The 25,949-nt window shown below is 68.9% G+C and carries 17 protein-coding genes; 12 read left to right on the forward strand and 5 right to left on the reverse strand.

Features of this window, described 5'->3' with window-relative positions; genetic code table 11:
• Positions 1-81: 81 nt before the first annotated feature.
• The 4 genes from hemE (at position 82) to R9B84_RS00600 (ending at position 9,420) form a co-directional block, all read left to right on the forward strand.
• A complete protein-coding gene (gene hemE, locus R9B84_RS00585; RefSeq protein WP_423758861.1) occupies positions 82-1,176 on the forward strand; it encodes a uroporphyrinogen decarboxylase in 1,095 nt (364 codons plus the stop codon).
• Between the two features lie 448 nt (positions 1,177-1,624).
• A complete protein-coding gene (locus R9B84_RS00590; RefSeq protein ID WP_423758862.1) occupies positions 1,625-3,886 on the forward strand; it encodes a primosomal protein N' in 2,262 nt (753 codons plus the stop codon).
• A 377-nt stretch (positions 3,887-4,263) separates the two neighbouring features.
• Positions 4,264-8,196, forward strand: a complete 3,933-nt coding sequence (gene putA, locus R9B84_RS00595) for a trifunctional transcriptional regulator/proline dehydrogenase/L-glutamate gamma-semialdehyde dehydrogenase (RefSeq protein ID WP_423758863.1) — start codon at positions 4,264-4,266, stop codon at positions 8,194-8,196.
• Positions 8,197-8,280: 84 nt separating this feature from the next.
• Positions 8,281-9,420, forward strand: coding sequence for a branched-chain amino acid ABC transporter substrate-binding protein (locus R9B84_RS00600; RefSeq protein WP_423758864.1), 1,140 nt, complete (start codon positions 8,281-8,283; stop codon positions 9,418-9,420).
• Positions 9,421-9,531: 111 nt separating this feature from the next.
• On the opposite strand, the gene R9B84_RS00605 is transcribed toward R9B84_RS00600, so the two are convergent.
• Positions 9,532-11,043 carry a class I adenylate-forming enzyme family protein gene (locus R9B84_RS00605; RefSeq protein WP_423758865.1) on the reverse strand — a complete coding sequence of 504 codons (1,512 nt, stop codon included), beginning with the start codon at positions 11,041-11,043 and terminating at the stop codon, positions 9,532-9,534.
• A 51-nt stretch (positions 11,044-11,094) separates the two neighbouring features.
• Positions 11,095-12,747, reverse strand: a complete 1,653-nt coding sequence (locus tag R9B84_RS00610) for an acyl-CoA dehydrogenase family protein (RefSeq protein WP_423758866.1) — start codon at positions 12,745-12,747, stop codon at positions 11,095-11,097.
• Between the two features lie 121 nt (positions 12,748-12,868).
• On the opposite strand from R9B84_RS00610, the gene R9B84_RS00615 reads away from it, so the two are divergent.
• The 4 genes from R9B84_RS00615 (at position 12,869) to R9B84_RS00630 (ending at position 17,206) form a co-directional block, all read left to right on the forward strand.
• A complete protein-coding gene (locus R9B84_RS00615) occupies positions 12,869-13,537 on the forward strand; it encodes a TetR/AcrR family transcriptional regulator (protein WP_423758867.1) in 669 nt (222 codons plus the stop codon).
• Between the two features lie 211 nt (positions 13,538-13,748).
• Positions 13,749-14,903, forward strand: a complete 1,155-nt coding sequence (locus R9B84_RS00620; RefSeq protein ID WP_423758868.1) for a pyridoxal phosphate-dependent aminotransferase — start codon at positions 13,749-13,751, stop codon at positions 14,901-14,903.
• A 68-nt stretch (positions 14,904-14,971) separates the two neighbouring features.
• Positions 14,972-15,760, forward strand: a complete 789-nt coding sequence (locus R9B84_RS00625) for an ABC transporter substrate-binding protein (RefSeq protein ID WP_423758869.1) — start codon at positions 14,972-14,974, stop codon at positions 15,758-15,760.
• Positions 15,761-15,775: 15 nt separating this feature from the next.
• Positions 15,776-17,206 (forward strand): FAD-binding oxidoreductase, encoded by a 1,431-nt coding sequence (locus R9B84_RS00630; protein ID WP_423758870.1) that lies wholly within the window; start codon positions 15,776-15,778, stop codon positions 17,204-17,206.
• A 45-nt stretch (positions 17,207-17,251) separates the two neighbouring features.
• Here the strand turns inward: R9B84_RS00630 and R9B84_RS00635 are convergent, their stop codons facing one another.
• Both R9B84_RS00635 and cadR read right to left on the reverse strand, forming a co-directional pair.
• Positions 17,252-17,824, reverse strand: coding sequence for a PadR family transcriptional regulator (locus tag R9B84_RS00635; RefSeq protein ID WP_423758871.1), 573 nt, complete (start codon positions 17,822-17,824; stop codon positions 17,252-17,254).
• A 68-nt stretch (positions 17,825-17,892) separates the two neighbouring features.
• Entirely contained in the window at positions 17,893-18,324 is a 432-nt protein-coding gene (cadR, locus tag R9B84_RS00640; protein ID WP_011546785.1) for a Cd(II)/Pb(II)-responsive transcriptional regulator, read from the reverse strand.
• An 81-nt stretch (positions 18,325-18,405) separates the two neighbouring features.
• Here cadR and R9B84_RS00645 point away from each other — a divergent pair, with 81 nt between their 5' ends.
• Positions 18,406-21,198 carry a heavy metal translocating P-type ATPase gene (locus tag R9B84_RS00645; RefSeq protein ID WP_423758872.1) on the forward strand — a complete coding sequence of 931 codons (2,793 nt, stop codon included), beginning with the start codon at positions 18,406-18,408 and terminating at the stop codon, positions 21,196-21,198.
• A 10-nt stretch (positions 21,199-21,208) separates the two neighbouring features.
• Positions 21,209-21,592: a zinc ribbon domain-containing protein gene (locus R9B84_RS00650; RefSeq protein ID WP_423758873.1), complete on the forward strand. Its 384-nt coding sequence runs from the start codon at positions 21,209-21,211 to the stop codon at positions 21,590-21,592.
• A gap of 127 nt (positions 21,593-21,719) precedes the next feature.
• Here the strand turns inward: R9B84_RS00650 and R9B84_RS00655 are convergent, their stop codons facing one another.
• Positions 21,720-22,598: an AraC family transcriptional regulator gene (locus tag R9B84_RS00655; RefSeq protein WP_423758874.1), complete on the reverse strand. Its 879-nt coding sequence runs from the start codon at positions 22,596-22,598 to the stop codon at positions 21,720-21,722.
• A 276-nt stretch (positions 22,599-22,874) separates the two neighbouring features.
• Here R9B84_RS00655 and R9B84_RS00660 point away from each other — a divergent pair, with 276 nt between their 5' ends.
• Positions 22,875-24,338 carry a mechanosensitive ion channel gene (locus tag R9B84_RS00660; RefSeq protein WP_423758875.1) on the forward strand — a complete coding sequence of 488 codons (1,464 nt, stop codon included), beginning with the start codon at positions 22,875-22,877 and terminating at the stop codon, positions 24,336-24,338.
• 187 nt (positions 24,339-24,525) lie between these two features.
• Complete coding sequence (gene eat / locus R9B84_RS00665; protein ID WP_423758876.1) at positions 24,526-25,938, forward strand: ethanolamine permease; 1,413 nt, start codon at positions 24,526-24,528, stop codon at positions 25,936-25,938.
• Positions 25,939-25,949 lie beyond the last annotated feature (11 nt).

Consider the following 25,949-nt stretch of genomic DNA (forward strand, 5'->3'; position numbering starts at 1 on the left):
GGCCGCCATCGTGTCGGCATGCCTGCGTGGCGCCGGCTGTCCGGTAAAATGCTGCTTTGCCTTCGCATCGTCGCTCCTACCGTGGCCCATAACCTGCTCAACGACACCTTCCTGCGTGCGCTTCTGCGCGAGCCGACCGACTACACGCCGATCTGGCTGATGCGCCAGGCCGGCCGCTACCTGCCCGAATACAACGCGACGCGCGCGCGCGCCGGCAGCTTCCTCGGTCTCGCGAAGAATCCCGACTATGCGACCGAGGTGACGCTGCAGCCGCTCGAGCGCTTCCCGCTCGACGCCGCGATCCTGTTCTCGGACATCCTGACGATCCCGGACGCAATGGGGCTCGGCCTCGACTTCCAGGTCGGCGAAGGCCCGAAGTTCGCGCATCCGGTGCGCACCGAGGCCGACGTCGCGAAGCTCGCGGTGCCGGACATCGAAGCCACGCTCGGCTACGTGACCGGCGCCGTGCGCGAGATCCGCCGCGCGCTCACCGATGGCCAGGGCCGGCAGCGCGTGCCGCTGATCGGCTTCTCGGGCAGCCCGTGGACGCTCGCGTGCTACATGGTCGAAGGCGGCGGGTCGGACGATTTCCGCACGGTGAAGTCGATGGCGTATTCGCGCCCCGACCTGATGCACCGGATCCTCGACGTGAACGCGCAGGCGGTGGCCGCGTACCTGAACGCGCAGATCGAAGCGGGCGCGCAGGCCGTGATGATTTTCGATACGTGGGGCGGCGCGCTCGCGGACGGCGCATACCAGCGCTTTTCGCTCGACTACATCCGTCGCGTGGTCGCGCAGCTCAAGCGCGAGCACGATGGCGAGCGCGTACCGGTGATCACGTTCACGAAGGGCGGCGGGCTGTGGCTCGAGGAGATCGCGTCGATCGGCGTCGATGCGGTCGGGCTCGACTGGACGGTCAACCTCGGCGCCGCGCGCGAGCGCGTCGCGGGGCGCGTCGCGCTGCAGGGCAACCTCGACCCGACGATCCTGTTTGCGCCGCCGGCCGCGGTGCGCGAACAGGCGCGCGCGGTGCTCGACAGCTACGGCAACCACCCGGGCCACGTGTTCAACCTCGGGCACGGCATCTCGCAATTTACGTCGCCCGATCACGTCGCCGAACTCGTCGACGAGGTGCACAACCACAGCCGCGCAATCCGTAGCGGAGCCGCCGGCTGAACGCAAGCGCTGTCATGCTGCACTGCGGGGTGACAGCGTTTCGCTGTCGGCACTAAACAGGGCGCAACCGCCCACGGGTTGCCGATTCGTTGCTTGTCAAGACTTGACTTATACACATTTTCCACGTTGCAGCGCGGTAGAGCCCCGTATCGGTCAAATTGTCTCGCTATGGTTTCGTAATTTGAATAGCAGCCTTATGGAATAAGGCTCCGCGGGGCACCGATACAAGCGGCGGAAAACAGCGGAAAGCACGGCCCCGCGCGCGTTGCGGCCATTGAGCGGCGAGTTCTCAACAAAGTTATCCACAGGCTGGGCAGGGTATACGGCGATTCCTAATGCGAATCCAAAACTTAGCGCCGAATCTGAAGTTTTACTTTAAGTGCGCTGCCGCGATGCGGGCGCGGATGCAAGCCGTCCACGCGGCGCGTACCGCTGCCGGAGCGCCGTGATGGACGGCACCTACCTGCGCGTCGCGCTCGACCATCCGCTCGCGACCCTGTTCGATTACCGCTGCGATGCGCAACCGGCACCGGTGCCCGGCACGCTCGTGCAGGTGCCGTTCGGCAAGCGGCAGGCCGTCGGGCTCGTCTGCGAAGTGACGACTCACACCGATGTGCCGCCGTCCCGGCTGCGCGCGATCGACGCGATCTGTGCCGACCTGCCGCCGCTGTCGGCGGACTGGCTCGCGCTCGTGTCGTTTGCCGCCGACTACTATCAGCGCGGGCGCGGCGAGGTCGCGCTGCCGGCGCTGCCGCAGGCACTGCGCGACGCCGGGCGCTGGGGGCGGCTGCTGGCGCCCGAGGTGCGCTACCGGCCGACGGAAGCCGGCCGCGCGGCACTGCCCGATGCGTTGCCCGCACGCGGGGCCGCGCTGCGGCGGCTCGCGCAGGCGCTCGTCGACACCGGCTCGTTGGGGTTGCCCGATGCGCGCGCGCTGCATCCGAAGGCGGCCGCGACGCTCGACGACTGGGCGGCGCGCGGCTGGGTCGACGTCGAGGCGATCGGCTGGGCCGACGCGCCTGTGCCCAAAGCTGTGGATAACCTGTCGACAACCGGTGGACGAGCTGTGCCGCCGGCGCTCGCGGACCAGCAGGCCGAGGCGCTCGACGCGATCCGCGCCGCGCAGGGCTTCGCGCCGTTCCTGCTGCACGGCGTGACGGGCAGCGGCAAGACCGAGGTCTATCTGCATGCGCTCGCGTCGCTGCTCGACGCGCGGCCGGACGCGCAGGCGCTCGTGCTCGTCCCCGAAATCAACCTGACGCCGCAGTTCGAGGCCGCGTTTCGCGCGCGCTTCGCGGGCGCACTCGCCAACGACGCGATTGTCACGCTGCACAGCGGGCTCGCCGAGGGCGAGCGCGCGCGCAACTGGCTCGCCGCGCACACGGGCCGCGCGCGGATCGTGCTCGGCACGCGCCTCGCGGTGCTCGCGTCGATGCCGACGCTCGCGCTGGTCGTCGTCGACGAGGAGCACGAGCCCGCGTACAAGCAGCAGGAAGGGCTGCGCTATTCGGCGCGCGATCTCGCCGTATGGCGTGCGAAGCAGCTCGGCATCACGGTCGTGCTCGGCTCGGCGACGCCGTCGCTCGAAACCTGGTGGCAGGCCGAGCAGGGCCGCTACACGCGGCTCACGCTGTCGCGCCGCGCGGTGGCAGACGCGACGCTGCCGACCGTGCGGCTGATCGATCTCGAAGAGGAGCGGCGGCGCGGGCGCGCGTCGATGGGCGGGCTGTCGGGGCCGCTCGTCGCGGCGCTGAAGGCGCGGCTCGAGCGCGGCGAACAGAGCCTCGTGTTCCTGAACCGGCGCGGCTACGCGCCGCAACTCGCGTGCGACGCCTGCGGCTGGGTCGCGGGCTGCCCGCGCTGCAGCGCGTATGTCGTGCTGCACAAGCCCGAGCATGCGCTGCGCTGCCATCACTGCGGCTGGGAGGCGCGCATTCCGCGGTCGTGCCCCGAGTGCGGAAACGTCGACATCGCGCCGCTCGGGCGTGGCACGCAGCGCATCGAGGAGGCGCTCGCCGAGGCCGTGCCGGGGGCGCGCGTGCTGCGGATCGACGCGGACAGCACGCGCCGCAAGGGCAGCGCGCAGGCGCTCTTTTCCGACGTGCACGCGGGCGAGGTCGACATCCTCGTCGGCACGCAGATGATCGCGAAGGGGCACGACTTCCAGCGCGTGTCGCTCGTCGGCGTGCTCAATGCCGACACCGCGCTGTTCTCGCACGACTTCCGCGCGAGCGAGCGGCTGTTCGCACAGCTGATGCAGGTGAGCGGCCGTGCAGGCCGCGCCGGGCTGCCGGGCGAGGTGATGGTGCAGACGCGCTACCCGCGTCATGCGCTGTACCACGCGCTCGGGCGGCAGGATTACGTCGGCTTCGCGAATTCGACGCTCGGCGAGCGCCGCGATGCGCACCTGCCGCCGTTCGTCTATCAGGCGCTGCTGCGCGCCGAAGGGCGCACGCTCGACGCGGCGCTTGCGTTCCTGCTGCAGGCCGCTGCCGCGTTGCCGGGGCTGCCGGGCGCCGATCGCGTGACCGTGTACGACGCCGTGCCGATGACGATCGTCAAGGTCGCGAACGTCCATCGCGCGCAGCTGCTGCTCGAAAGCGCGTCGCGGGCGGCGCTGCAGCATGCGCTGCGCGCATGGCAGCCGGAGCTGCGCGCGCTGAAGGGCGTGCTGCGGTGGAGCGTCGAGGTCGATCCGCTGGATATCTGAGCGGCGCCTGCGCAATCGTCGCGCGGCGCGCTGTTGCGTTGAAGCCCGGGGCGCCGGGACCCTCCGAACTGTCTCTCGTCGCGCGCTCATACCCCGGCGGCATGCTCGCCGCCGCACCCAGTGCAACCCGTTTTCGTCCGCTTCCCTATGCGCCGGCGGTTGCACGCGCATGTCGAAACGGCACGATCAGGGAAAACACCGATCCTTCGACCACGGGCAACCCCTAGGTTGCAACCTTCTAAGTGGCTGATTATATTGACTAACCTAAGGGTGCAACCCATCTCTCAATTTGGTTGCACCTTTTTATTGCGTGCCGTAGGATTTCGCGCATCCTCTCACACCACATTGCCGGGCTCGCACCGGCGCACGAACCCACCATGGCAAGCACGACTCTCGGCGTCAAAGTCGACGACCTCCTCCGCTCGCGCCTCAAGGACGCAGCCGCGCGTCTCGAGCGCACTCCTCACTGGCTGATCAAGCAGGCGATCTTCGCGTATCTCGAGCGGATCGAGCACGGCCAGCTGCCGCCCGAGCTGTCGGGCCACAGCGGCGTCACGGAGCTCGCCGACGGTCAGGCCGCGGACAGCGACGACGACAACTCGCCGCATCCGTTCCTCGAGTTCGCGCAGAACGTGCAGCCGCAATCGGTGCTGCGCGCAGCGATCACGGCCGCGTATCGCCGCCCCGAGCCGGAATGCGTGCCGTTCCTGCTCGGCCAGGCGCGCCTGCCCGCGAACCTGCAGGCAGACGTGCAGGCGCTCGCGACGAAGCTCGTCGAGGCGCTGCGCGAAAAGAGTTCGGGCGGCGGCGTCGAAGGGCTGATCCACGAGTTCTCGCTGTCGAGCCAGGAAGGCGTCGCGCTGATGTGCCTCGCCGAAGCGCTGCTGCGCATTCCCGATCGCGCGACGCGCGATGCGCTGATCCGCGACAAGATCAGCAAGGGCGACTGGCGCTCGCACGTCGGCCACGCGCCGTCGCTGTTCGTGAACGCGGCGACCTGGGGGCTGATGATCACCGGCAAGCTCGTGACGACCAACAGCGAAGCGGGGCTGTCGTCGGCGCTCACGCGCCTGATCGGCCGCGGCGGCGAGCCGCTGATCCGCAAGGGCGTCGACATGGCGATGCGCCTGATGGGCGAGCAGTTCGTCACCGGCGAGACGATCTCCGAAGCGCTGGCCAACAGCCGCAAATATGAAGCGCGCGGCTTCCGCTACTCGTACGACATGCTCGGCGAAGCGGCGACGACCGAAGAGGACGCGCAGCGCTACTACGCGTCGTACGAACAGGCGATCCACGCGATCGGCAAGGCGGCCGGCGGCCGCGGCATCTACGAAGGCCCGGGCATCTCGATCAAGCTGTCGGCGCTGCACGCGCGCTATGCGCGCTCGCAGCAGGACCGCACGATGAGCGAGCTGCTGCCGCGCGTGCGCGCGCTCGCGCTGCTGGCGCGCCGCTACGACATCGGCCTGAACATCGACGCGGAAGAAGCCGACCGTCTCGAACTGTCGCTCGACCTGCTCGAGGCGCTGTGCTTCGATCCGGATCTCGCGGGCTGGAACGGCATCGGCTTCGTCGTGCAGGGCTACCAGAAGCGCTGCCCGTTCGTGATCGACTACCTGATCGATCTCGCGCGCCGCAGCCGTCACCGCCTGATGATCCGCCTCGTGAAGGGCGCGTACTGGGATACCGAGATCAAGCGTGCACAGGTCGACGGCCTCGAAGGTTATCCGGTCTACACGCGCAAGATCTACACCGACGTGTCGTACCTCGCGTGCGCGAAGAAGCTGCTCGCGGCGCCCGACGCCGTCTATCCGCAGTTCGCGACGCACAACGCACACACGCTGGCCGCGATCTACCAGCTCGCGGGCCAGAACTACTACCCGGGCCAGTACGAATTCCAGTGCCTGCACGGGATGGGCGAGCCGCTGTACGAGGAAGTCACGGGCCGCGACAAGCTGAACCGTCCGTGCCGCGTCTACGCGCCGGTCGGCACGCACGAGACGCTGCTCGCGTACCTGGTGCGCCGCCTGCTCGAAAACGGCGCGAACACGTCGTTCGTGAACCGCATCGCCGACAAGACCGTGCCGGTGAAGGAGCTGGTCGCCGATCCGGTCGACGAAGCGATGAAGGTCGTGCCGCTCGGCGCGCCGCACGCGAAGATCCCGCTGCCGCGCAACCTGTACGGCGATGAGCGTCCCAACTCGATGGGCCTCGACCTGTCGAACGAACATCGTCTCGCATCGCTGTCGTCCGCGCTGCTCGCGAGCGCGCATTTCCCGTGGCGCGCGGCGCCGATGCTCGCCGACGAAGCGCTCGCCGACGCACCGGCACGCGACGTGCGCAACCCGGCCGACCAGCGCGACACGGTCGGCACGGTCAGCGAAGCGACGGCCGAACACGTGAGCGCGGCGCTCGCGCACGCGGTGGCCGCCGCGCCGATCTGGCAGGCCACGCCGGTCGACGCGCGCGCCGATTGCCTGGTGCGTGCAGCCGACCTGCTCGAAGCGCAGATGCACACGCTGATGGGCCTGATCGTGCGCGAAGCCGGCAAGTCGCTGCCGAACGCGATCGCCGAGATCCGCGAAGCGGTCGACTTCCTGCGCTACTACGCCGCGCAGATCCGCGATGAATTCTCGAACGACACGCACCGCCCGCTCGGCCCCGTGGTCTGCATCAGCCCGTGGAACTTCCCGCTCGCGATCTTCATGGGCCAGGTGGCGGCGGCGCTCGCAGCCGGCAACACGGTGCTCGCGAAGCCGGCCGAACAGACGCCGCTGATCGCCGCGCAAGCCGTGCGCCTGCTGCGCGAGGCCGGCGTGCCGGCCGGTGCGGTGCAACTGCTGCCGGGCGACGGCGAGACCGTCGGCGCGGCGCTGGTCGCCGATCCGCGCACGCGCGCCGTGATGTTCACGGGCTCGACCGAAGTCGCACGCCTGATCAACAAGACGCTGTCCGCACGCCTCGACCCGGACGGCAAGCCGATCCCGCTGATCGCGGAAACGGGCGGCCAGAACGCGATGATCGTCGATTCGTCGGCGCTCGCGGAGCAGGTCGTCGCGGACGTGATGCAGTCGTCGTTCGACTCGGCCGGTCAACGGTGTTCGGCGCTGCGCGTTCTGTGTCTGCAGGACGATGTCGCGGACCGCACGCTGACGATGCTCAAGGGCGCGATGCACGAACTCGCGCTCGGCAACCCCGACCGGCTGTCGACGGACGTCGGCCCGGTGATCGACGGCGAAGCGAAGCAGACGATCGACACGCACGTCGCGGCGATGAAGGACAAGGGCCACGCGGTCACGCAACTGCCGGCGCCGGATGCATGCGCGCACGGCACGTTCGTGCCGCCGACGCTGATCGAGATCGGCAGCATCGACGAGCTGAAGCGTGAAGTGTTCGGCCCCGTGCTGCACGTCGTGCGCTATCGCCGCAGCCAGCTCGACAAGCTGCTCGAGCAGATCCGCGCGACGGGTTACGGCCTGACGCTCGGCATCCACACGCGGATCGACGAGACGATCGCGCACGTGATCTCGAACGCGCACGTCGGCAACATCTACGTGAACCGCAACGTGATCGGCGCGGTGGTCGGCGTGCAGCCGTTCGGCGGCGAAGGGCTGTCGGGCACGGGCCCGAAGGCCGGCGGCGCGCTGTACCTGCAGCGCCTGCTCGCGACGCGTCCGTCGGGCCTGCCGCGCTCGCTCGCGCAGACGCTGATGGCGGACGGCGCGGTCGAAGGCGACGCGCGCGGCAATCCGGCGGCGGCGCTCACGACGCTGCGCGACTGGCTGATCGAGCAGCGCGAGCCGGTGCTGGCCGCGCGTTGCGACGGCTACCTCGCGCAGGTGCCGGCCGGCGCGACCGCGGTGCTGACCGGCCCGACGGGCGAGCGAAACACGTATACACTCGGCCCGCGCGGCACGGTGCTGTGTGTCGCGGCGACGCCGGGCGGTGCGCGCGCGCAGTTCGCGGCGGTGCTGGCTACGGCCAACCGCGCATTGTTCGCCGGCGCGGCCGGCGAGGCGCTCGTCGCCGCGCTGCCGGCGTCGCTGAAAGCGCACGCGGCCGTGCGCAAGCAGGCGGACGTGGCGTTCGACGCCGTGCTGTTCGAAGGCGACAGCGACGAACTGCAGACGCTCGTGAAGGACGTCGCGCAGCGGCCGGGCCCGATCGTGTCGGTGCAGGGCGTGTCGGTCGGCGCGTTCGAGAACGGCGATGCGGAAGACTACGCGCTCGAGCGGCTGCTGACCGAGCGCTCGGTCAGCGTGAATACGGCCGCGGCGGGCGGCAATGCGAATTTGATGACGATCGGCTGACCATCCTTGCCGTTCGGATCAAACAAAGGAAGCGGCAAGGCGATCCCGAAGCCGCTCCATTTACCCTGGTACCAAGGAGATGCTATGCAACACACGATGAAAAAGGTGGCAGGCGCGACGTTCGTCGCGGTCATGTCGCTGGCGGGGACGGCCCATGCGGATGACGTGAAGATCGGTTACGCAGGGCCGATGACGGGCGCGCAGGCGCACTACGGCAAGGATATGCAGAACGGGATCGTGCTCGCGCTGGAAGACTTCAACGCGACGAACCCGAAGATCGGCGGCAAGGCCGTGAAGTTCGTGCTCAACACGCAGGACGACCAGGCTGACCCGCGCACGGGCACGACGGTGGCGCAGAAGCTCGTCGACGACGGCATCAAGGGCATGCTCGGCCACTTCAACTCGGGCACGACGATCCCGGCTTCGCGCATCTACGCGAACGCGGGCATTCCGGAAATCGCGATGGCGACGGCACCGGAATACACGCAGCAAGGCTACAAGACGACCTTCCGCATGATGACGTCCGACACGCAGCAGGGCTCGGTGGCCGGCACGTTCGCGTCGAAGGATCTCGGCATGAAGAAGATCGCGATCGTCGACGACCGCACGGCCTACGGCCAGGGTCTCGCCGACCAGTTCGAGAAGGCCGCGAAGGCCGGCGGCGCGACGATCGTCGACCGCGAGTTCACGAACGACAAGGCAGTCGACTTCAAGGCGATCCTGACCAAGCTGAAGTCGGCGAAGCCGGATCTCGTCTACTACGGCGGCGCGGATTCGCAGGCAGCGCCGATGGTCAAGCAGATGAAGGCGCTCGGCATCGCGGCACCGCTGATGAGCGGCGAAATGGTGAAGACGCCGACGTTCCTGAAGATCGCGGGCAACGCGTCGGAAGGCACGATCGCTTCGCTGGCAGGTCTCCCGCTCGAAGAGATGCCGGGCGGCAAGGCATACGCCGACAAGTACAAGAAGCGCTTCGGCGAAGAAGTGCAGACCTACTCGCCGTACGCCTACGACGGCGCGATGGCGATGCTCAACGCGATGAAGAAGGCCGATTCGACCGATCCGGCGAAGTACCTGCCGGTGCTCGCGAAGAGCGACATGGCGGGTGTCACGTCGACGCACGTCGCGTATGACACGAAGGGCGACCTGAAGAACGGCGGCATCACGATGTACAAGGTCGAGAAGGGCGAGTGGAAACCGCTGAAGAGCATCGGCGGCAAGTAAGCAGCCTGTCGTGAGTCGCGGGCGGCGGCGCAGGTCGCTGCCAGGCCGATCATGCGAAAAAGCCACCGGGCTCGACGGCCCGGTGGCTTTTTTCATCTGCGCGAGCGGGAGCTAGTCGTCCTTGCGCACGCGCAGCAGGAACTTCTGCAGCTTGCCGGTTGGCGTGCGCGGCAGCGCCTGCGCGAACGCGAACTCGCGCGGGATCTTGTACGCGGCGAGCCGCTCGCCGCAGAACGTGCGCAGCGCGTCCGCATCGGGCACCGTGCCCGCACGCATCACGACGTGCGCGACGACCGTCTCGCCCCAGTCGGGATGCGGGACGCCGACGACGGCCGCCTCGACGATGTCCGGATGCGCGCCGAGCACGTCCTCCACTTCCTTCGAATAGACGTTCTCGCCGCCGGTCACGATCATGTCCTTCAGCCGGTCGACGATGAACAGGTAGCCATCCTGATCGATTCGCGCGACGTCGCCGCTGCGATACCAGCCACCTGGCGCGAATGCGGCGCGCGTCGCGGCCGCGTCGTCGAGATAACCGAGCATCATGCTGTCGGCCTTCAGCCAGATCTCGCCGGTCTCGCCCGGCCGCGCATCGATGCCGTCCATCCGCACGACGCGCAGGTCGACGCCCGGGCCGCCGTGGCGGCCGATCGAACCGGCCTTCGCGAGCTGTTCGTCCGGATACAGCGTCGTGCCGGCCGGCCCCGTTTCCGTCATCCCGTACACGTGGAAGAACGCGTTGCTGCGATACGCGCGTGCAAGCCGTTCGGCCTGCGCGGCGCCGATCGGGCCGCCGCCGTACAGCCATGCGCGCACGCTCGACAGGTCGAACGCCGCGAAGCCGTCGATCGTGTCGAGCGGCAGCGTGTACGACACCGGCGCGCCGAAATACAGCGTCACGCGCTCGCGCTCGACGGTCTGCAGGAAGCGCAGCGGATGGTATTCGCGCAGCAGCACGACGGTGCCGCCCGCGTACAACGTGCCGCCGAACCAGTTGTTGAGCGGCGACGAATGCCAGATCGGCATCGCCATCAGCGTGCGCTCGTTGCGGCCGATGCCGGTCGCGAGCGCCGCCGACATCGCGGCGAGCGTCACGGTGCGGTGGCTGTGCACGCAGCCTTTCGGGCGGCCGGTCGTGCCGGACGTATAGAGGATTTGCGCGATGTCGCCGTCGGCCGGTTCGATGCCGGCGACGCCGTCCATGCTCGCGCACATCGTGTCGAAGCACGGCACGCCGTCGAGTTCGCCTTCGGTCACGAGCCGCCGCGCCGGATGAACGATGCGTTCGACCACCGGCGCGAGCGCCACGTCGAACAGGAGCGCCTTGCTGCGGCTGTGTTCGAGCACGTAGTCGACTTCCGGCGCCTGCAGCTTGTGGTTGACCGGCACGAACGTCGCGCCGAGCCGCCACACGCCGAACATCAGGTCGACGAAGGCCGGCGTGTTGAAGCACATCGCGGCGACGCAGTCGCCGGCCGCGATGCCGAGCGCGCTCAGCACGGCCGCCGCGCGATGCGAGCGCTCGCGCGCGGCGGCATAGGTGATCGTCGCCGATTCGCTGACGAGGAACGGCTTGTCGGGCGTCGCGCGGGCGGCGCGGTCGAGGGCGGCGACGAGGTTCATCAGGGCTCCGGGCGGGGCGAACGACGGCGAACTCAGGCGAGCGAACAGGCGTCAGGCCGGGTACGCGCGCTGCAGCAGCGCGGCGACGTCGATCGCGTGCGGATCGAAGCCGCCCGCGATGCGCCCCCAGTCGGGCGCGGCGAGCCGCGTCGCGACGAACGCGTCGGCGACGGCCGCCGGCGCATCGCGGCGCAGCAGGCAGGCCTGCGCGACGAGCGCGAGCCGCTGCGCGAACACGCGGCCCGACGCTTCGAGCGTGTCGGCCTGCGCGGCGAGCATCGCGCGCAGCGCGTCGAGCGCCGCACGGATGCGCGGTTCGCCCGCGCCGAGGTCGGCGAGTTCGGCGAACAGCGCGGCGGCCGAGTCGGGCTCGCGCGACACCGCGCGCAGCACGTCGAGGCACATCACGTTGCCCGAGCCTTCCCAGATCGAGTTCACGGGCGCCTCGCGGAACAGCCGCGCGATCGGGCCGTCGTCGACATAACCGTTGCCGCCGAACACTTCCATCACCTCGCCGGTCAGCTCGACCGCGCGCTTGCAGACCCAGAATTTCGCGGCGGGCGTGACGATGCGCTTCCACGCGCGTTCGCGCGGCGAGTCGTCGCGCTCGAACGCGTCGGCGACGCGCATCGCGAGTGCGAGCGCCGCTTCGCTTTCGAGCGCGAGATCGGCGAGCACGGTGCGCATCAGCGGCTGTTCGGCGAGCGCGCGGCCGAACGCGTGGCGCTGGCGCGTATACGCGATCGCCTGCACGACGCCCTGGCGCAGCATCGCCGCGCTGCCGAGCACGCAGTTCAGCCGCGTGTAGGTGGCCATCTCGATGATGGTCGGAATGCCGCGGCCTTCGTCGCCGAGCATGATCCCCCACGCGTCGTTCAGCTCGATTTCGCTGCTCGAATTGCTGCGGTTGCCGACCTTGTTCTTCAGCCGCTGGATCTCGACCGCGTTCTTCGTGCCGTCCGGCCGCCAGCGCGGCACGTAGAAGCACGACGGGCTGCCGCCTTCGGTGTGCGCGACGACGAGGTGCGCATCGCACATCGGCGCGGAGAAGAACCACTTGTGGCCGCGCAGCAGGTATTCGCCACCGCGCCCGCCCGCGCCGGCGGCGGTCGCGAGCGTCGTGTTCGCGCGCACGTCGGAGCCGCCCTGTTTCTCGGTCATCCCCATGCCGAACCAGATCGAGCGCTTGTCGGCGACCGGCACGTCGCGCGGATCGTAGTCGTCGCTGTAGAGCTTGTCGCGCAGCAGGTTCCACAGCGCGGGCTCCTTCTGCAGCACGGGAATCGCGGCCTGCGTCATCGTCGCCGGGCACAGCGTGCCGGCCTCGATCTGGCCGTGCAGGTAGAAGCCGGCCGCGGTCGCGGCCCAGCGGCCGCGGCGTGTATCGCGGAACGCGAGCGACACGAAGCCTTCGTGGCGGTACTGGCCGAGCAGCGTGTGCCACGCCGGATGGAAGTCGACGCGGTCGATGCGCCGGCCGCGCCGGTCGAACGCGTTCAGTTCGGGCGTGTGCTGGTTCGCTTCGTCGGCGAGTTGCGCGGTGTCGGCGCTGCCGAGCCGCGCGCCGTACGCGTCGAGCCGCGGCACGGCCCAGTCGGCGCCCGCTCGGGCGAGTGCGTCGCGCAGCGCGATATCCGTCGCGAAGAGGTTATAGTCGACGAGTTCGTCGAACTGGTTCGTGACGGCGTGAGTCGATTCGGTCATCGAAGTTGTCTCCGGTCTCATGCTTCGCGGGCGGCCTGCGTCAGGCAACACGGGTGGCGCTTCGGCGCTGCTTCCGGCTCCCGGTAAAACGCATTCCCTGCTGAATTCCAGAGTAGCAAATATGCCGCCGCGACATGTTCAGGTTCCGGCGCCGCCCGGCCAGCCGGCGGCGCAACCCGCGCCCGCATTGCGCCGCCGGCCGCGCCAGTCGCGCGCGCAGGCGAGCTCCGACGCGCTGCAGCAGGCGTTCGTTCAGCTTTTGCTCGAACGCGGCTACGCGAAGGCGACGATCCGCGAGATCGCGGCCGTCGCGGGCGTGAGCGTCGGCACCTTCTACGAGTATTTCGGCGACAAGCAGAGCCTCGCGGCGCTCTGCATCCACCGGTATGTGCTGGCGATGGCCGACCGGCTGCGCGACGCGGCAGCGCGGCTGCGCGGCGCGCCGCGGGCCGAACTCGCCGTGGCGCTCGTCGACCTGCAGGTCGACGCGATCGGCGCCGACGCGGCGCTGTGGAGCGCGCTTTTCGCGCTGGAGCGGCAGGTGTCGCCGCTCGCCGCATACCGCCGGCATTACGACGCGTATGTCGCGCTGTGGCGCGACGCACTCTCGCACGCGGCCGATCCGCCGCCGGCCGCGCGGCTCGACGGGCTCGCGCGGATGGCGCACACGGTCTGCTACGGCGGCCTCTCGCAGGCGCTGCTGACGCTCGGGCCTGCGCTCGACTTCGCCGCGTTGCGCAGCGAGCTGCGGGCCGTGCTGCTCGCGTATCTGGCGGCGGCGGGCGCGTAGCATCCCCTACGGGTAATGCCCGACTCGCATGTCAGGCCGGCAGGCCGGCCTTGCCGCGGCGTGCTTCATACCTTTGGCCATGAGAAAAATGCATGGCCGCCATGACGAACTTTCGATTGTCTGCCGATATTGGCTGGGGCTAAATCATGCGGCAGGTGCAGGGTCGCGCGTGTCGCGCGGGCCGGCCCGAAGGACATCAGAAGGAGGAGTCATGCGAAGCGCCACCGCGCCCCGTTCGAAACTGCCCGACGTCGGCACGACGATCTTCACGGTGATCGGCCAGCTGGCCGCGCAACACGATGCGTTGAACCTGTCGCAGGGCGCGCCGAATTTCGCGCCCGATCCGGCGCTTGTCGAAGGCGTCGCGCGCGCGATGCGCGACGGGCACAACCAGTACTCGCCGATGGCCGGCGTGATGGCGCTGCGCGAGCGGCTCGCCGAGAAGACCGAGGCGCTGTACGGCGCACGCTACGACCCGGCGACCGAGATCACCGTGATCGCGAGCGCGAGCGAAGGGCTGTACGCGGCGATCAGCGCGCTCGTGCATCCGGGCGACGAGGTGATCTATTTCGAGCCGTCGTTCGACAGTTATGCGCCGATCGTGCGGTTGCAGGGCGCGACGCCGGTCGCGATCAAGCTGTCGCCCGAGCATTTCCGCGTGAACTGGGACGAGGTGGCTGCCGCGATCACGCCCCGCACGCGGATGATCATCGTGAACACGCCGCACAACCCGACCGCGACCGTGTTTTCCGCCGACGATCTCGAGCGGCTCGCGCAACTCACGCGCGACACCGGCATCGTGATCCTGTCCGACGAGGTCTACGAGCACGTCGTGTTCGACGGCGCGCAGCACCAGAGCATGGCGCGCCACCGCGAGCTGGCCGAGCGCAGCGTGATCGTGTCGTCGTTCGGCAAGTCGTTCCACGTGACCGGCTGGCGGGTCGGTCATTGTCTTGCGCCGGCCGAGCTGATGGACGAGATCCGCAAGGTGCACCAGTTCATGGTGTTCGCGGCCGACACGCCGATGCAGGTCGCGTTCGCGGAAATCCTCGCGCGGCCGGACAGTTATCTCGGCCTGTCGGCGTTCTACCAGGCCAAGCGCGACCTGCTCGCGCGCGAGCTGGCCGATTCGCGTTTCGAGCTGCTGCCGAGCGAAGGCTCGTTCTTCATGCTCGCGCGCTTCCGGCACTTCTCGGACGAAAGCGACAGCGATTTCGTGCTGCGCCTGATCCGCGACGCGCGCGTCGCGACGATTCCGCTGTCGGCGTTCTATACCGACGGCACCGACGCCGGCGTGATCCGGCTCAGTTTTTCGAAGGACGACGCGACGCTGGTCGAAGGCGCGCGGCGGCTGCGTTCGCTGTAACCGTATGGAAACCGGCGACGGGCCTCCGGCGACGAGGACGTCGCATCGACCCGACCCAGGAGATCACGATGAAGCACACGGCAACCCTGAAACTCGCATTCGCACTCGCGTGCGCAATCGGCTCCGGCGCGGCGCTCGCCGACGCGCAGACGCTGCGCTTCGGCCTCGAGGCGCAATACCCGCCGTTCGAATCGAAAGCGCCGAACGGCGACCTGCAGGGCTTCGACATCGACGTCGGCAATGCCGTCTGCCAGACGGCGAAGCTGTCGTGCAAATGGGTCGAGACGTCGTTCGACGGCCTGATTCCCGCGCTGAAGGGCCGCAAGTTCGACGCGATCAACTCGGCGATGAACGCGACCGAGCAGCGGCGCCAGGCGATCGACTTCACGACGATCATCTATCGCGTGCCGACCCAGTTGATCGCGCGCAGCGGCAGCGGCCTGCTGCCGACGCCCGAATCGCTGAAGGGCAAGCGCGTCGGCGTGCTGCAGGCGTCGATCCAGGAAACCTTCGCGAAGGCGCACTGGGAACCGGCCGGCGTCGCGGTCGTCGCGTACCAGGACCAGAACCAGGCGTATGCGGACCTCGTGGCGGGCCGCCTCGACGCGACGCTCGTGCTCGCACCGTCCGGCCAGCGCGGCTTCCTGTCGCGCCCGGACGGCAAGGGCTTCTCGTTCGTCGGCCAGCCGGTGCACGACGACCGGATCCTCGGCAGCGGCATTGCATTCGGCCTGCGCAAGGGCGACGACGCGCTGAAGGCGAAGCTCGACGCGGCGATCGACAAGCTGAAGGCGGACGGCACGGTGAAGTCGCTCGGCCTGAAGTATTTCGGCGATATCGACATCTCGACGAAATAAGCGGGGCCGCGCGCGATGCCGAACCCGAACCCGGCCGCCACGGGCGGCGAACAGGACGGCGTGCCGCTGTCAGGCGATGCGCTCGATGCCGTGCTCGTCGCCGAACTGGGCGACGCGCTCGTCACGTGCGCGGCCGACATCGATCCGCGTTACTTCACCGCGTACAACGAGCCGGCCGGCGTGCGGCCGCGTGCGCTGGTGCGCCCGCGCAGCGTCGACGACGTGTCGCGCACGCTCGCGCTGTGCGCGCGGCTCGGCCAGCCGGTCGTGCCGCAAGGCGGACTGACGGGGCTCGCACGCGGCGCGGTCGCGCTCGGCGGCGAGGTTGTGCTGTCGATGGAACGCTTCGCGGGCATCGAAGCGCTCGACGCGGCGGCCGGCACGATGACCGTGCGCGCCGGGACGCCGCTGCAGACGGTGCAGGAAGCCGCGGAAGCGGCGGGCTTCACGTTCGGCGTCGATCTCGGCGCGCGCGGCTCGTGCCAGATCGGCGGCATGCTTGCGACCAATGCGGGCGGCACGCGCGCGATCCGCTACGGGATGATGCGCGAGCAGGTGCTCGGGCTCGAGGCCGTGCTCGCGGACGGCACGGTCGTGTCGTCGATGAACCGGATGCTGAAGAACAACGCGGGCTACGACCTGAAGCAGCTGTTCATCGGCAGCGAGGGGACGCTCGGCGTCGTCACGCGCGCCGTGCTGCGGCTGCACCCGTTGCTCGCCGCGCCGGCCACCGCGCTCTGCCGCGTGCGCGACTACGACGCGGTGGTCGGATTGTGGAATCGCGTGCGCACGCTGCCTGAGGTCGTCAGCTTCGAGGCGATGTGGCCGGCGTTCTACGACTACGTCGCGCGTCACACGCCGGGCGTCACCGCGCCGTTCGCGGGCGACGGCGGTTTCGCGGTGCTGATCGAGTGCGCGACGAGCGCGCCGGGCGGCGATGCGCACGAGGTGCTGGAAACCGGCCTCGCGGCGGGGATCGATGCAGGGCTCGTGGACGATGCGGTGCTCGCGACGTCGGAGCGGCAGGCGCGCGACCTGTGGGCGTTGCGCGAAGGCCTCGCGATCGATGCGCTGCCGCAGCTCGTCAACTTCGACGTGAGTTTGCCGACGGGCGAACTCGGCGCGTTCGCGGAGCGCTGCGAGGCGGCGCTGCGGGCGCGCTGGCCGGACGTCGCGTGCCTGTTCTTCGGCCATGTCGGCGACGGCAACGTGCATATCGGCGTGTCGCTGGCCGGGATGACCGACGCGGACGCCGACGCGATCGATCACTGCGTTTACGCGGTGGTGCGGGACATGGGCGGCTCGGTGTCGGCCGAGCACGGGATCGGCGTGCTCAAGCGTCCCTATCTCGCGCACACGCGCAGCGACGCTGAAATCGGGCTGATGCGGCGCCTGAAGGCCGCGCTGGACCCGCGCGGCATCCTGAATCCCGGCAAGGTACTTTGACTTGGGCGATTCCCGTTGCTGGCGGGAATCGGCCTTCGTTGCCTGTCAGCCGTCCACCCAGCGCAGCGCGCCGATCTTCAGGTGTTCGACGACGCTGCGCGCCCAGTCGAGCTCCGCATTGAGCAGCACGAGCGCATGTTCGTTTTGCAGCAGAAACAGGCGCGGCACCTGGTCGGCCTGCGCGGCATTGCGCAGCGCTTCCAGGCGCTCGCGCTCGGCATCGAGGCGGGCAATCCGGAGTTCGAGCTGGTGCCGCGCATCGTCGGCATCGAGCAGCGGCAGGAACGCGAGGCCGGCGCCGAACACCGGAAATTCACGCGCGGGCTCCGCGAGCAGCGTATGCAGCCACGCCTGGCCCGCCGTGTGCCCGGCCTCGGTCAGCGCATACAGCGTGCGCTCCGGAAAGGCGCCGTCGCGCTCGGTGTCGTGCACGGCGATCAGCCCGTCGCGCAGCAGCCGGTCGATCGTCTGGTAGAGGCTCGTGCGCTGCCGCACGTTGACGACTTCGTCGTACCCGCGGGCCTTCAGTTGCTGCAGCATCCCGTACGGATGCATCGGTGTTTCGGTGAGCGTCGCGAGGACGGCCAGTGCGAGCGGGGATGGGCGGCTCGTTGACATGAATAGTTATGACATATCTAGTAAGAATATAACTATTCTCAACCAGACTATCTTATTTCACAAGGGTTTCAGCCGAGGTGCGAGCGCTTCGCGGCCGGCGCGACGGTTTCCATCGTCGCGAGACCGTGCACGATTCCGCAATCCTCGACCGAATGCTCGCCGACGCATTGGCGGCGCAATTCGGTGAGCTGGTCGCGCAGATGCGTGAGTTCCGCGAGGCGCGCGTCGACGTGTCCGATGTGATCGTCGAGCAGCGAATTGATCGAATCGCAGCGGTCGGCCGGCGTGTCGGTGAGCTGCAGCAGCGCGCGGATCTCGTCGTGCGCCATGTCGAGCGCGCGGCAGTTGCGGATGAAGCGCAGCCGTTCGACGTGCACGTCGGTGTAGTTGCGGTAGTTCGAGTCGGTGCGCTCCGCGTCCGGCATCAGCCCCTCTTTCTCGTAGAAACGGATCGTCTCGGGGGTGCAGCGGGCCGCTTTGGCCAGTTCGCCAATCTTCATGCCTTTCTCCCGTGCAAGGGTTGACCTTGTAGTGGCTTCAGGGTGTTAACTCTACACCGTCAAGCCATAAAGGAGGTTGTCATGACCGACGCCCAGCGTACCCACGACCCACGACACCGTCATGCCGGCGGCGCCGATACGTGCTGCGCCGACGCGCGCGACACGCATGCGGCGACCGTTGCCGACGCGGCGCCGGCGGCCGGCGAGCACGCGCACGGCGACGCCGCATCGCGCGGCCACGACCATGATCACGACCACGGCGGCGGTGAGGGGCACGATCACGAACATGCACACGACGACGCACATCGGCACGGTGCCCGGTGTTCGCACGACGATGCTGCGCGCGGCGATGCCGGCCACGACCACGATCGTGCGCACGGCGATGAGCATCGGCACGGCGCGGCGTGCTCGCACGACGATGCTGCGCGCGGCGATGCGGGCCAAGACCACGATCATGCGCACGGCGATGAGCATCGGCACGGCGCGGCGTGCTCGCACGACGATGCTGCGCGCGGCGATGCGGGCCACGATCACGATCATGCGCACGGCGATGAGCATCGGCACGGCGCGGCGTGCTCGCACGACCACGCCGCGCACGACCATGCCGGTCACGACCACGACCACGACCACGACCACGACCACGACCACGACCACGACCACACCGCCGGCGACTGCTGCGCGCCGGCCGCGCTGACGCTTGCGCCGCTGCCGGTCGCGCAGGCGACCGCCTCGGGCCACGTGCGCTCCGCGTTCCGGATCATGCAGATGGACTGCCCGACCGAGGAAACGCTGATCCGCAAGAAGCTCGGCGGGATGAGCGAGGTGTCGGCGCTCGAATTCAACCTGATGCAGCGGATGCTGACCGTCGAGCACGTAGCAGGCGCCCAGCCGGCGATCGAAAGCGCGATCCGCACGCTCGGGATGACGCCCGAGGCCGCATCGGCCGGCGCACCGGCGGCGCGCGTCGCCGACGCGCCCGCGAAGCCGTGGTGGCCGCTGGCGCTGGCGGGCGTCGCCGCGATCGCGTCCGAGGGGGCAACCTGGGCCGGCCTGCCCGTGTGGCTGTCGGCGGCGCTCGCGCTCGCCGCGGTGCTCGCGTGCGGGCTCACCACGTACAAGAAGGGCTGGATCGCGATTCGCAACGGCAACCTGAACATCAACGCGCTGATGAGCATCGCGGTGACGGGCGCGATGGCGATCGGCCAGTGGCCGGAAGCCGCGATGGTGATGGTGCTGTTCACGATCGCCGAGCTGATCGAGGCGAAGTCGCTCGACCGCGCGCGCAATGCGATCCAGGGCCTGATGCAGCTCGCGCCGGACACCGCGACCGTGCAGGACGCCGACGGTTCGTGGCGCACGATCGAGGCCGCGCAGGTCGCGCTCGGCGCGGTCGTGCGCGTGAAGCCGGGCGAGCGGATCGGGCTGGACGGCGAAGTCGTCGCGGGCCGTTCGACGGTCAACCAGGCGCCGATCACCGGCGAGAGCCTGCCTGTCGAAAAGACGGCCGGCGATGCCGTGTACGCGGGCACGATCAACGAAGCGGGTTCGTTCGAATACCGCGTGACGGCCGTCGCGGCCAACTCGACGCTCGCGCGGATCATCCACGCGGTCGAGGAGGCGCAGGGCGCGAAGGCGCCGACGCAGCGCTTCGTCGACCAGTTCGCGCGCGTCTATACGCCGATCGTGTTCGCGGTCGCGCTGCTGGTCGCCGTGGTGCCGCCGCTCGCGATGGGCGGCGCGTGGCACGACTGGATCTACCGCGCGCTGGTGCTGCTCGTGATCGCGTGCCCGTGCGCACTGGTGATCTCGACGCCGGTGACGATCGTGTCGGGGCTCGCGGCCGCCGCGCGGCGCGGGATTCTCGTGAAGGGCGGCGTCTATCTGGAAGAAGGGCGCAAGCTCGCGTGGCTCGCGCTCGACAAGACCGGCACGATCACGCACGGCAAGCCGGTGCAGACCGACTTCGACGCGGATGCGACCGACGTCGATGCCGAGCGTATCCGGCACCTCGGCGCGAGCCTTGCCGCGCGCTCGGATCACCCGGTGTCGCAGGCGATCGCGGCCGCGGCGCGCGACGCCGGAACGGCCGCGTTCGCCGATGTGCAGGACTTCGAAGCGCTGGTCGGGCGCGGTGTGCGCGGCACGATCGACGGCGCGCGCTACTGGCTCGGCAACCACCGGCTCGTCGAGGAGCTCGAGCGCTGCTCGCCGGCCCTCGAAACGAAGCTCGATGCGCTCGAGCGGCAGGGCAAGAGCGTCGTGGTGCTGATCGACGACGCGCGCGTGCTCGGCATCTTCGCGGTGGCCGACACGATCAAGGACACGAGCCGCGACGCGATCGCCGATCTGCATGCGCTCGGCATCCGCACCGCGATGCTGACGGGCGACAACCCGCACACCGCGCAAGCCATCGCGCAGCAGGCCGGCATCGACGACGCGCGCGGCAACCAGTTGCCCGAAGACAAGCTCGCGGCGGTCGAGGAACTGTCGGCGGGCGGCGCGGGCGCGGTCGGGATGGTCGGCGACGGGATCAACGACGCCCCGGCGCTCGCGCGCGCCGACATCGGCTTCGCGATGGGCGCGATGGGTACCGACACGGCGATCGAGACGGCCGACGTCGCGCTGATGGACGACGACCTGCGCAAGATTCCCGCGTTCGTGCGACTGTCGCGCGCGACGCACCGCGTGCTGGTGCAGAACATCGGCTTCGCGCTGGGCGTGAAGATCGTCTTCCTCGGCCTCACGGTCGCGGGGCTCGGCACGATGTGGATGGCGGTATTCGCGGACGCGGGCGCGAGCCTGATCGTCGTCGCCAACGGTTTGCGGCTGCTGTCGTCCTCCGGGGCGTTCGGCGGCGCGCAGGCCGCGCGTTGAGGAGCGTGCGATGAGTTTCCTGAAACGGATCCTGGGTGGGCACGGTGGTGGCCATGGCAGCGGGCACGGCAGCGGGCATGGCAATAGCGGTCACGGTGGCGGGCATCATGGCGGGCAGAAGCGTGAAGGGCATGGCGGCCACGATGCGCGCGGCCGCGATCGCTATGGCTGGGGCTGGCAGGCGCCGGCCGATGCTGATGGTGGCCAAGGCGGCAACGTGCCACTGAGCCAGCTCGCCTGCGCGGGCTGCGGCGCGCTCAACGCGGCGGATGCGCGTTTCTGTGCGCAGTGCGGCGTGTCGCAGCGCGCCAAGGCCTGCAGCCGCTGCCGCGCGGCGCTGCCCGCCGACGCGCGTTTTTGTCCGGGGTGCGGCACGCAGGCCGGCCGGGTATGATCGCCGGGCCGTTGCCGGCGTAGGAACGGGCCAACGACGTCATGGCGCCCGCGACGGGTGCCGGCCTGGCCGGAAGCGGTTGGCGCCGGCACTGCGACGCCGTCGCACCGGCGCACCGGCCCTTCGATCAGCGCAGCGGCAGGTAAATCTCGGTGCGCAGATCGGCCGGCGCCGCATCCATCGGCGTGTTGAGGTACAGCTCGAACGGCGGCGCGTCGGCGGCTTCGCGGCCCGAGTGACGCAACCAGTCGCCGTAGAGCCACTGGTAGGCCGTCTTCAGGTCGGCATACGGCCCCGTATGCAGCAGCACCGCGTATTCGCCGCCCGCTACCGTCGCGCGTTCGACGGGCGGCACGGGCTCGACGTCCGGCGCACCGTCGGCCGGCGTGAAGCAGGCCTTCGCGCGCAACTGCGCTTCCGGCGTCGTGTCCGGATCGTCGTAGAAAATGCCGATCATCTTCGCACCCGGGCCGATCAGCCCGTGTTGCCCGACCCACGCGCCGATCCGCGCGAACGCGTCGCCGACCTTCATGTACGCGCCGGTGTGCGCCACCGCGTAGCCGCGCAGTTCCGGCAGGCGCCGGATCTCGACTTCATGCTTGAACATGTCTTCCTCTCCTCTCTGTAGCGGGTAGATGGGCCGGTGAACGCCCGTAAGCCGGTGCTGCGCGGGAGGTACGCCGTATGTGTCGCGAAACGCCCGGGCGAACGCGTGCGCCGAACCGTAGCCCGCGCGCCGCGCGATCTCGTCGATCGGCCGCGCCGTGCACACGAGATCCTCGGACGCGCGAACGATCCGCATCCGCCGCACCGTCAGCACGATCGACTCGCCGTACAGCGCACGGTAGACGCGCTGCCAGTGATACGGCGACAGGCACGCGACTTCGGCGAGCCGGTTCAGGTCGAGCGGGCCGTCGAGGTGCGCGCGGATGTACTCGTGAACGCGTGCCACGCTGGCCGCATAGCGGATCCATGCGGGTTTGTCGGTTTTCGTTTCGGTAGTCATCGACGTGTCCGGGCAAGAACCGACGCCACGGTAGCACGGGCCGAATGGATAAATCTTGCGGAAATGCGTAGCGGCCGATAAATCGGGCCCTTTTTATTTTGCCGAAATGGGGTCTTGCCCCCCTGCGATCAACAACTAAAGTTAAAGACGGTGAAATCGGGTGAACGCGTCATTTTTCTCGGGTAAGTTGCACAAGCAGCAACATATGTTTTTCGGAGTACGCAGGTAGTTCGTCGATGTTCAATCGCAACGCCACGCTTTTCGGGAGAACAAGAAATGGATGCTTCCAGCTTCATCACGTCGCTGCAGACCACGCTAGGCGGATATCTGCCAAAGATCGCCGGCGCGATCGGCATCCTGGTGATCGGCTGGCTGATCGCGGTGGTGGTGCGGGCCGGCGCGCTGCGCCTGCTCAGTGCGCTGAAGGTCGATCGGCGGATCAACGAAAGCACCGGCCAGGGCGCGTACGTCGAGCGGATCATCGCCGGCGGCCTGTTCTGGCTCGTGCTGCTCGTCACCGCGGTGGGCATCTTCAACGTGCTCAACCTGTACGCAGTCTCCAATCCGTTCTCGCTGCTCGTCACGCACATCGTCAACTATCTGCCGAACCTGATCGGCGGCGCGGCGCTGACGCTGATCGCGTGGCTCATCGCGTCGCTGCTGCGCAGCCTCGCGAACCGCGCGCTGAAGGCCAGCAAGATCGACGACAAACTGTCCGAAGGCGCGGGCATGCAGCCGATGAGCGGCTATCTCGGCGACGTGCTGTTCTGGCTCGTGATCCTGATGTTCCTGCCGGCGATCCTCGCGTCGTTCGCGCTGTCGGGCCTGCTGTCGCCGGTGCAGGGGATGGTCGACAAGCTGCTCGCGATCGTGCCGAACCTGTTCGCGGCCGCGGTGATCGGCTTCGTCGGCTGGGTCGTCGCGCGCGTGCTGCGCGGCCTCGTGACGAACCTGCTGGTCGCCGCCGGCGCCGACCGCCTCACGCAGCGTCTCGACAGCCCGACGCCCGTGCGCGTGTCGAGCCTGATCGGCACGATCGTCTACGTGTTCGTGTTCGTGCCGACGCTGATCTCCGCGCTCGACGCGCTGAAGATCGACGCGATCTCGGGCCCGGCGACCAACATGCTGAACCAGTTCCTCGGCGCGGTGCCGGACATCGTCGCGGCGATCGTGATCGTGCTCGTCACGTTCTACTTCGCGCGCTTCGTCGCGTCGCTCGCGCAGAAGCTGCTGGAAGCCGCCGGCGCCGACGGGCTGCCGGCCGTGCTCGGGGTCGAGCGCGTGTTCTCGGGGATCCTGCAGCCGTCGGTGCTGGTGGCGCGGCTGATCGTGTTCTTCGCGATGCTGTTCGCGTCGGTCGAAGCCGCGAACCGGCTCGGCTTCTCGCAGGTGCGCGACGTCGTCACGCTGTTCATCGAATTCGGCGGTCACGTGCTGATGGGCGGCGTGATCCTCGTGATCGGCGTGTGGCTCGCGGGCCTCGCGCGCCGCGTGATCGAGCAGGCCGATCGCGAGCACAGTGTGCTGTTCGCGCGCATCGCGCAATTCGCGATCCTCGGCCTCGTGTTCGCGATGGGGCTGCGCGCGATGGGCATCGCGAACGAGATCGTCCAGCTCGCGTTCGGCCTCGTGCTCGGCGCGATCGCGGTGGCCGTCGCGCTGTCGTTCGGCCTCGGCGGCCGCGAGGCGGCCGGCAAGCTGCTCGACCGCTGGTTCAACCAGCGCAGCGGCGGCCAGTAAGCGGCGGCGATCCGGCCGCTTCGTGCGGCCGGACGGCGGTTGCGATGATCGCGGCCGGCGTTTCCGTCAGCGAAACGTAACCCGCGATCTTTGCCGAATTTCGATAACACGTCGTTTAATGACTCTCTAGCATCGATTCTCAGTCGCGCAGGCCGGCAGGCCCCGGCGCCTTTGAGGAGAGAGTCCGATGAAAGCAGAGTCGAATGGCCGGCCCGCCGCCGGCGCCAAGTCGTCCGGCCAGCCCGCGCTGCAGCAGACGCTCGGGACCTGGCAACTGTGGGGCATCGCAGTCGGCCTCGTGATTTCCGGCGAATACTTCGGCTGGAGCTACGGCTGGGCGAGCGCCGGTACGCTGGGCTTCGTCGTCACCGCGCTGTTCGTCGCGGCGATGTACACGACCTTCATTTTCAGCTTCACCGAACTGACGACGTCGATCCCGCACGCGGGCGGCCCGTTCGCGTATGCACGCCGCGCATTCGGCCCGACCGGCGGTTATCTCGCCGGTGCGGCGACGCTCGTCGAGTTCGTGTTCGCGCCGCCCGCGATCGCGCTCGCGATCGGTGCGTACCTGCACGTGCAGTTCCCGGGGCTCGAACCGAAACACGCGGCGATGGGCGCGTATCTCGTGTTCATGGCGCTGAACATCGTCGGCGTGCAGATCGCCGCGACGTTCGAGCTCGTCGTCACGCTGCTCGCGATCTTCGAGCTGCTGGTGTTCATGGGCGTCGTGTCGCCGGGCTTCGCGTGGAGCAACTTCATGAAGGGCGGCTGGTCGGGCGCCGATCATTTCAGCGTCGGCGCATTCCACGGCATGTTCGCGGCGATCCCGTTCGCGATCTGGTTCTTCCTCGCGATCGAGGGCGTCGCGATGGCCGCCGAGGAAGCGAAGAATCCGAAGCGCTCGATTCCGATCGCCTACGTGGCCGGGATCCTGACCCTCGTTGCACTCGCGATCGGCGTGATGGTGTTCGCCGGCGGCGCGGGCGACTGGACCAAGCTCGCGAACATCAACGATCCGTTGCCGCAGGCGATGAAGTACATCGTCGGCGCGAACAGCGGCTGGATGCACATGCTCGTGTGGCTGGGGCTGTTCGGGCTCGTCGCGTCGTTCCACGGGATCATCCTCGGCTATTCGCGCCAGATCTTCGCGCTGGCCCGCGAAGGCTACCTGCCGGAGTGGCTCGGTAAGGTGCATCCGCGCTTCAAGACCCCGCATCGCGCGATCCTCGCGGGCGGCGTGGTCGGCATCGCGGCGATCTACAGCGACGAGCTGATCCAGTTCGGCGGGCAGACGCTGACCGCGAACATCGTGACGATGTCGGTGTTCGGTGCGATCGTGATGTATATCGTGAGCATGGCGTCGCTGTTCAAGCTGCGCCGCTCGCAGCCGAACATGGCGCGGCCGTTCCGCGCACCGATGTACCCGATCTTCCCGGCATTCGCGATTCTTGCGGCGGTGATCTGTCTCGGTACGATGGTGGTCTTCAACGGGCTGGTCGCGCTGGTGTTCCTGGGCTTTCTCGCGATCGGCTACGCGTACTTCCTCGCGACCCGTTCGCAGCGCGAGAGCGCGCCGGGCGACGCGCTGCTGGAGGAATGAGCAGGGCGAAC

Source organism: Burkholderia sp. NLJ2 (genome assembly GCF_049487195.1).
GTDB classification, from domain to species: Bacteria; Pseudomonadota; Gammaproteobacteria; order Burkholderiales; family Burkholderiaceae; genus Burkholderia; species Burkholderia pyrrocinia.

Coding starts and splice junctions, on each gene's coding strand:
- cadR (WP_011546785.1), bottom strand. CDS start 18,324: ATGAAGATTGGCGAACTGGCCAAAGCGGCCCGCTGCACCCCCGAGACG.
- eat (WP_423758876.1), top strand. CDS start 24,526: ATGAAAGCAGAGTCGAATGGCCGGCCCGCCGCCGGCGCCAAGTCGTCC.
- R9B84_RS00625 (WP_423758869.1), top strand. CDS start 14,972: ATGAAGCACACGGCAACCCTGAAACTCGCATTCGCACTCGCGTGCGCA.
- R9B84_RS00650 (WP_423758873.1), top strand. CDS start 21,209: ATGAGTTTCCTGAAACGGATCCTGGGTGGGCACGGTGGTGGCCATGGC.
- R9B84_RS00645 (WP_423758872.1), top strand. CDS start 18,406: ATGACCGACGCCCAGCGTACCCACGACCCACGACACCGTCATGCCGGC.
- R9B84_RS00615 (WP_423758867.1), top strand. CDS start 12,869: ATGCCGCCGCGACATGTTCAGGTTCCGGCGCCGCCCGGCCAGCCGGCG.
- R9B84_RS00630 (WP_423758870.1), top strand. CDS start 15,776: ATGCCGAACCCGAACCCGGCCGCCACGGGCGGCGAACAGGACGGCGTG.
- R9B84_RS00660 (WP_423758875.1), top strand. CDS start 22,875: ATGGATGCTTCCAGCTTCATCACGTCGCTGCAGACCACGCTAGGCGGA.
- R9B84_RS00600 (WP_423758864.1), top strand. CDS start 8,281: ATGCAACACACGATGAAAAAGGTGGCAGGCGCGACGTTCGTCGCGGTC.
- R9B84_RS00655 (WP_423758874.1), bottom strand. CDS start 22,598: ATGACTACCGAAACGAAAACCGACAAACCCGCATGGATCCGCTATGCG.
- R9B84_RS00590 (WP_423758862.1), top strand. CDS start 1,625: ATGGACGGCACCTACCTGCGCGTCGCGCTCGACCATCCGCTCGCGACC.
- R9B84_RS00610 (WP_423758866.1), bottom strand. CDS start 12,747: ATGACCGAATCGACTCACGCCGTCACGAACCAGTTCGACGAACTCGTC.
- R9B84_RS00635 (WP_423758871.1), bottom strand. CDS start 17,824: ATGTCAACGAGCCGCCCATCCCCGCTCGCACTGGCCGTCCTCGCGACG.
- R9B84_RS00620 (WP_423758868.1), top strand. CDS start 13,749: ATGCGAAGCGCCACCGCGCCCCGTTCGAAACTGCCCGACGTCGGCACG.
- putA (WP_423758863.1), top strand. CDS start 4,264: ATGGCAAGCACGACTCTCGGCGTCAAAGTCGACGACCTCCTCCGCTCG.
- R9B84_RS00605 (WP_423758865.1), bottom strand. CDS start 11,043: ATGAACCTCGTCGCCGCCCTCGACCGCGCCGCCCGCGCGACGCCCGAC.